The organism is Bacillus sp. MYb209, assembly GCF_002975175.1.
Lineage (GTDB): Bacteria > Bacillota > Bacilli > Bacillales > Bacillaceae_G > Bacillus_A.
Map to the genome: position 1 here is coordinate 28,264 of NZ_PCNZ01000032.1, position 7,248 is coordinate 35,511.

Below are 7,248 nucleotides of genomic sequence, written 5' to 3' on the forward strand. Positions count from 1 at the left end.
ATATTTTCATTGATATGTAAATATGCACCTTTTCTATTATATTTGCACTTGAATAAATGCAAGTTAGAAAATGAAATTGAATTTCTATAACGTATACATAGGAAGACATCCTTTTAAAAAGGAAGTGATTTATCATACAAATTCATGCTGTGAAAATACCAAAGAATATTGAAAATCATTTGTTTAATCAATTTAGTAACTTGATTTCAAATGAGAAGAGAGAACGAATGAAGCGTTTATTAAATTTATGTGATATTAATAGGACTTTGATAGGAGATTTATTAATCCGTTCCCTAATTTGCCAAAAATATAAAATTAATAATGAAGAAATTAAATTTATATATAATGAGTACGGAAAACCTTTTGTTCAAAATTTTTCTGACTTTCACTTTAATATTTCGCATTCAGGAGAATGGGTGGTCTGTGCCACTGCTAATTCTAATGTAGGTATTGATATTGAAAGAGTTTCAGACATAGAGGCTCTTAAATTAGCAAATGAATTTTTTTCAGAGGAAGAATTTTATGATTTATCTAATATGAATTCTGATGAACAAATCAATTATTTTTTTGATTTATGGACATTAAAAGAAAGCTATATAAAAACGATTGGTAAAGGACTTTATATCCCGTTAAATTCATTCTCTGTAAAAAAAGAGTCACAAACTTTAATTTCATACAAGAATATACCTCAAAACTTTTACTTTAGACAATATAATATTGAGCCAAATTATAAGATATCTGCTTGTGCAACACGTGATGAATTACCGAATGGGATAATAATTAAAGACTTTTATACAATTGGCCAAAATATAAACAAATTTTAAAGTAAGGAGAAAATCTATGAAAAAGACTAAACTTTTTTGCTTTCCACATGCTGGGGGCTCTGCGTTTAGTTACTCAAAATGGAAAAATTACTTTAATCCACATATTGAAGTAGTCCCAATAGAGTTAGCTGGTAGAGGATATAGAATTGAAGAAGGCCTGTACCAGAGTATGGAAGAGGCTGTAAATGATGTCTACAATAGTATAGTCAAGCAACTAGATAATTCGCCCTATATTTTATATGGGCATAGCATGGGAAGTTTGATTGCCTATGAATTAGCTAGAAAAATACAGGATTCTAATAATGTATTGCCTGAATTTCTTGTTTTATCCGGTAGAAATCATCCTAATAGTAAGATAAAAAATATTCGACATAACCTACCCGATGAACAATTCAAAAATGAAGTTATTGCAATGGGGGGTACATCAACCGAGGTACTACAATCAGAAGAATTAATGGGAATTTTTCTCCCCATTCTAAGAGCAGATTTTAAAATTGTAGAGACATATATACATAACAACAATATACGAGCATGTGACATTGATTTTCTTGTATTGAACGGAAAAAATGATGAATTAACTACATATGATGAGGTGAAAAAATGGAAACAATACACAAGTAAATCGTGTACCTTCAATTCATTTGAAGGTAATCATTTCTTTCTAAATGAAAATATTGAAGAAATAGCAAGTGGTATTATAAGAAAGTTAGAATCTAAAAGATTTTCAACTAGTTTTTAGAATATTTCTAGGTATACTTATGGTTGAAAAATAAAAATATTGAAGGTGAAAAATACAGGTTCTGTTGAAACATCATTGAATAAAGAGATAGAATCTTAAACAAACTTTTCAATGACAGGTAATGATGTAATTCTAAGTAATTTATTCATGAATAAAATTTTAGATTGGGAAAACTTCACCTATAGGTGAAGTTTCCTTTTTTCATATAATTGTAGTTTTTGTTGTTAAATTATTTTGCTTAATTTTGATTAATAATGCATTTTTAAAAAGTACTAGAGACAAGTAATATAATTCATAGTTATAGATTTTATTGAATTTATTATGTTATTTCAAATTTACGTATTACATGTTAAAGAATTAAAAGTAAATTTCAAAAATATCTCTATTAATTTATGAATTTTTATAATATCTGTATTAGAAATTTAGTGGTAAATTATACGATTTTATAACAAAATACGGTTCTGGTGCAAAAACTTCAGGACAATTGCAATAAATCTACAAATCTTGGACATACTGATACTACTAATCTAAAGAAGGTGCGTGATTGGTATGGAAAAGGAAAATGTATTCAAATGGAAACATTATCAGCCTGATATTATTTTGTTAACGGTAAGATGGTACCTACGGTACAACCTCAGTTTTCGTGATTTAGTGGAAATGATGGAGGAACGAGGTTTGTCTATTGCTCACACCACCATTATGCGTTGGGTGCATCAATATGGACCTGAATTAGACGAAAGAGTACGACGTCACCTTAAGACAACAAATGATTCCTGGAGAGTCGATGAAACGTATGTGAAAGTAAAAGGTCAATGGATGTATTTATATCGCGCAGCCGATTCAGAAGGGAATACCATTGATTTTTATCTAAGTGAATCAAGAGATAAACAAGCAGTCAAGCGCTTTTTCAAGAAAGCCTTGGCTGCTTCTCATATTTGTAAACCTCGTGTTATAACAGTAGACAAGAATCCAGCCTACCCCGTAGCGATTCAAGAGTTAAAAGAAGAGAAACGTATGCCTGAAGGCATACAAATAAGACAAGTTAAATATCTCAATAACATAGTGGAACAGGATCACCGTTTCATTAAGAAACGTGTACGTTCCACTATGTTAGGATTCAAGTCTTATGAAACGGCCACTTCTATATTGAGTGGCGTTGAAGCCATGCATAAGTTGTTTGGAATTGCATCATAATCTGTTATTGAATAGACCATGTAGGTTTTATTTCTCTATCAAATGGTTTTTTGCACCAGAACCGTTTTTATTGTATTTATTTGAATATTTTTACAGATTGACCCTTCATACCCAGAATCGTTTCCGTACCCCTACTAGTATCAGTATTTCCAAGTTTAAGAGATTACTTGCAGATATTTTGAAGTTTTTGCACCAAAACCTAAAAAAGAGCTAAGATAACCCTCCTAGCCCTTTTTTAGAAAATTAATCTATATTATAGGTTACTTAAACCTTTATTTTACTTCATTCGCAACAAAGAAATGCTCACATACACTGGAAATGCGTTTTAAGTCCACATTTCCACCTGAAATAACCGCTACTACTTTTTTACCTTTTGTATATTGATCAACTTTTCCTGCAAGAAGAGCAGCTGTAGCTAATGCTCCAGCTCCTTCTACAACAGCTTTTCCACGTTGTAGTAAGTCTTTCATGGCTACTTCTAATTCCTCTTCTGATACCGTTGCAATATCATCCACTAATTCTTTAACAATTTCAAAGGTTAGGTCTCCTGGTATTTTAACAGCACATCCATCAGCTATTGTTGGTGCTTCATAATGGGATACAATTTTTCCAACATCATAAGAAGCTTTCATTCCATGGACATTATCAGCTTGAACACCAATAATATTAATTGATGGATTAAATGATTTAAGTGCAACTGCAATTCCTGAAATAATACCTCCACCACCAATAGGCACAATTACAGTATCAACATCCCACATATCATCAAGAATATCTAAACCAATTGTTCCTTGGCCAGCCATTACCTCTACATCATCATATGGATGTAAATATGTTTCTCCTGTTTCCTGTATAATCTCTTCACATTTAGCCTTAGCATCATCAAAGGTATCCCCATGTAAAATAACTTCAGAACCATATCCTCTGGTAGCATCAACTTTGGCTTGTGGTGCAGAAACTGGCATAACAATTTTACTTTTGATTCCAAGTAAATGAGAAGATAATGCAACACCTTGTGCATGATTCCCAGCTGAACAAGCAATCACACCATGTGCTTTTTCTTCATCTGTTAAATTTGAAATTTTATTAAATGCACCACGAAACTTAAATGATCCAGTTAATTGCATATTTTCTAACTTCAAATGAATTTCTCCACCCGTTTTACTCGTCAAATAAAATGATTTAACAAGAGGAGTCTTACGTACATTTCCAGAAAGAATTTGTTGAGCCTTTTTTATATCACCAATGTTAAGTGGTAAATTTTTGTTAATCATATTAACACTTCTTTCAGCGGCTTATAATCTAACTCTAACGTCTTTCCTAAATTCTCATAGGTAATAATACCTTTATAAATGTTCATACCAGATGCTAAAGCCGGTTTAGTATTTATTGCATTTTCTAATCCCTCTTTAGCAATTACTAATAAATATTCAATATTTCCATTTGCTAAAGCCATGGTCGAAGTACGTGGGGTGGCACCAGGCATATTTGGTACAGCATAATGGATCACATCATGTTTAATAAATATAGGGTTATCATGTGTTGTATAGTGATCAACTGTTTCAACTGTTCCACCTTGGTCAATTGCAATATCAACAATAACACTGCCAGGTTTCATTGATTGAACCATATATTCTTTTACAATTTTCGGTGGTTTAGCTCCTGGTATTAAGATTGTTGAAATAAATAAATCTGCCTCTTTTATATGCTTTTCTAAGTTTTCAGTATTGGATTCAATAACCTCTACAGAATCATTCACATATCTTTCTTTTAAATAAGCAATTTGTGTTTTGTTTAGTTCTAGAATGGTTACGTGGCAACCAATTCCAATTGCCATGTCACATGCATTAATCGCTGCATTTCCTCCACCTAAAATGACAACATTTCCAGCAGGGATACCCTCAATTCCTGATAATAAAATCCCTTCTCCTTGATGTTGTTTTTCTAGATAATAAGCTCCCATAAAGACTGCACGGCGGCCAGCAATCGCACTCATAGGCTTTAACAGAGTCAAAACACCATCTTCATTAATTGTCTCTCCAGCAATTGCAGTAGTTCCTGCTTGTCTCATTGCTTCAACACACTCTTTAGAAGCTGCTAGATGTAAAAATCCCCATACAATGAGATCTTTTTTAAAGTAGTGATATTCTGCAGGTAGTGGTTCTTTCACTTTTACTACCATATCAACGTCCCAAGCTTCATTTTGAGTTACTATGCTTGCACCTGCATTTGTATATTCATCATTAGTATAACCAGATCCCAATCCAGCATCTTTTTGTACCAAAACTTGATGTCCTTCTGCAACTAATTTTTGAGCATTTTCGGGAGTCATTCCCACACGAGATTCACCTTTTTTTATTTCTTTTACTACTCCGATTTTCATACTCACACTTCCTTTTTAAATTAATATATCTAGCAATTTAAATGAAAAATGACAAGTATATCAAACTTATAATGTGCATACATGTTATTTTTCATTCACTTCGCTGTTTGCCCCTATAAGATAGCAAAATTCAAAATCCTAAGTCAATTACTTTGTGAAATCATTCACAAAATGTATTTATTTGCTTGGTAATAAAATCGTATCTTGAAAATTATTATTGTATAGCATTTTAGTGTGTGCTAGACTTTGTCACGAATAACATCTCTTCTGAATTTAAAGCAACTTATCATTATGGAATACAAATTAAGAATCTGTGCGTTGAGTATTAATTGTGTTATGTAGACTTCTCTACTAGAAGCATGACCAAACATATTTGTGAAACATCTCACAAATATGTTTGGTCATTAATACTCATTTTCTATTCCTAATTCTACGACGAATATATATTTAATTAGATATTCAGGTTTAAGCTTAAAAATATTATATGAAAATTAGGGATACTATCTAAATATGAGAACACAAAGCGCTTAGATTCAGTAGAGACTTTGTTTATTATTAAAAAACAGGAGTGATTGTTATGTCACAACAACAACTAAAAAAAGAAATTGGTTTCTTTGCTGCTTTGACTACAGTTATTGGTACCGTAATCGGGGCTGGTGTTTTTTTTAAACCAACTGCATTATATGGTATCACTGGTACAGCCAGTTTAGGATTGCTTGCATGGGTTATTGGCGGAATATTAACTGTTTGTGCAGGATTAACAGGGGCTGAATTATCGGCTGCTATTCCAGAAACAGGTGGTATGATGGCTTATTTAAAACGTACTTACGGAAATTTAACAGCATTTTTACTAGGTTGGGCTCAAACCGTCATTTACTTTCCAGCAAATATTGCAGCACTTGCTATTATTTTTGGAACCCAAACTGTTAACCTGTTTGGATTAAATGCTAATGAAAATAAAATGATGATTGTAGGAATTGCTGTTATAACTGCAACCTTTGTAACCCTTATGAACTTTTTGGGTGCTAAAGCTGCTGGAGGGATCCAAACCGCTTCCACTATAGGTAAATTATTTCCTTTAGCTCTTATTATTATTTTTGGTTTACTACACAAAGGTGATGTAACTTTTCAATTGTACCCAATTGAGGCAGGACCAGATAGATCTTTTATATCCGCTCTAGGTTCTGGCCTACTTGCAACCATGTTTGCCTATGATGGATGGATACACGTAGGGAATATAGCTGGCGAAATGAAAAATCCCAAAAAAGATTTACCTAAAGCAATAATACTAGGATTATCAATTGTTACGGTCGTTTATTTATTAATTAATATTGCATTCCTAATGGTTATGTCTGCAACAGCACTTGCAGGAACTGATACACCTGCATCTGAAGTTGCAAAAATTCTTTTTGGTACAATGGGTGGAAAACTAGTTAGTATAGGTATCTTAATATCTGTATTTGGCACAATTAATGGGTATATTATGACAGGTATGAGAATTCCTTATGCTATGGCATTAGAAAATAAATTACCTTTTAGTAAATGGTTTGCTACATTATCGAATAAAAGCAGAATTCCTTATAATTCTGGCATATTTATCTTATTGATTTCTGTAATTATGATGTTTGTAGGCGGATTTAATACATTAACAGATATGTTAGTGTTTGTTATATGGATATTCTATACAATGACATTTCTAGCTGTTTTCATTTTACGCAAGAGAGAACCAGAACTCATACGTCCTTACAAAGTACCATTATATCCATTTATCCCAACGATTGCTTTATTAGGTGGATTATTTATAGTTTTTAATACATTATTTACACAACCATTACTAGCATTATGCGGACTAGGATTAACTGCTTTAGGTCTTCCAATTTATTTTAAAATGCGCTCTAAGCATATTAATGTTAAAGTTGAGAATTAGTGAGCTAATTTCGCTTAAAATATTATTAAATTGATATAGTAACGAAAAACCCCAACTTTAATTAAGATGGGGTTTTCTGGGTTCTGGTGCAAATACTTAGGAAAGATATAAAGAGGCGAAAAGTTTCCTAGTGGAATCTAGTCTTAAGCAACAATTCCAAATAGTTGATGGATGAACTTCA

Annotated in this window: 6 protein-coding genes; 4 read left to right on the forward strand and 2 right to left on the reverse strand. The window is 32.2% G+C overall.

Going from position 1 to position 7,248, the window contains the following annotated elements; all coding sequences use genetic code 11:
• Window positions 1–149: 149 nt before the first annotated feature.
• From CQZ94_RS26345 to CQZ94_RS26355, 3 genes are all read left to right on the forward strand, one after another.
• On the forward strand, window positions 150–824 hold the full coding sequence (locus CQZ94_RS26345) for a 4'-phosphopantetheinyl transferase family protein (protein WP_105587866.1): 675 nt from the start codon (window positions 150–152) through the stop codon (window positions 822–824).
• A 16-nt stretch (window positions 825–840) separates the two neighbouring features.
• Window positions 841–1,563: a thioesterase II family protein gene (locus tag CQZ94_RS26350; RefSeq protein ID WP_105587868.1), complete on the forward strand. Its 723-nt coding sequence runs from the start codon at window positions 841–843 to the stop codon at window positions 1,561–1,563.
• 549 nt (window positions 1,564–2,112) lie between these two features.
• Window positions 2,113–2,757, forward strand: a complete 645-nt coding sequence (locus CQZ94_RS26355; protein ID WP_105587869.1) for an IS6 family transposase — start codon at window positions 2,113–2,115, stop codon at window positions 2,755–2,757.
• 272 nt (window positions 2,758–3,029) lie between these two features.
• Here the strand turns inward: CQZ94_RS26355 and tdcB are convergent, their stop codons facing one another.
• Entirely contained in the window at window positions 3,030–4,031 is a 1,002-nt protein-coding gene (gene tdcB, locus CQZ94_RS26360) for a bifunctional threonine ammonia-lyase/L-serine ammonia-lyase TdcB (RefSeq protein ID WP_105587871.1), read from the reverse strand.
• Window positions 4,028–5,140, reverse strand: a complete 1,113-nt coding sequence (ald, locus tag CQZ94_RS26365; protein WP_088004890.1) for an alanine dehydrogenase — start codon at window positions 5,138–5,140, stop codon at window positions 4,028–4,030. Before ald ends, tdcB begins: the two co-directional genes overlap by 4 nt.
• Window positions 5,141–5,717: 577 nt before the next feature.
• Between ald and CQZ94_RS26370 the strand changes: the two genes are divergently transcribed.
• Complete coding sequence (locus CQZ94_RS26370; RefSeq protein ID WP_002205050.1) at window positions 5,718–7,067, forward strand: APC family permease; 1,350 nt, start codon at window positions 5,718–5,720, stop codon at window positions 7,065–7,067.
• Window positions 7,068–7,248 lie beyond the last annotated feature (181 nt).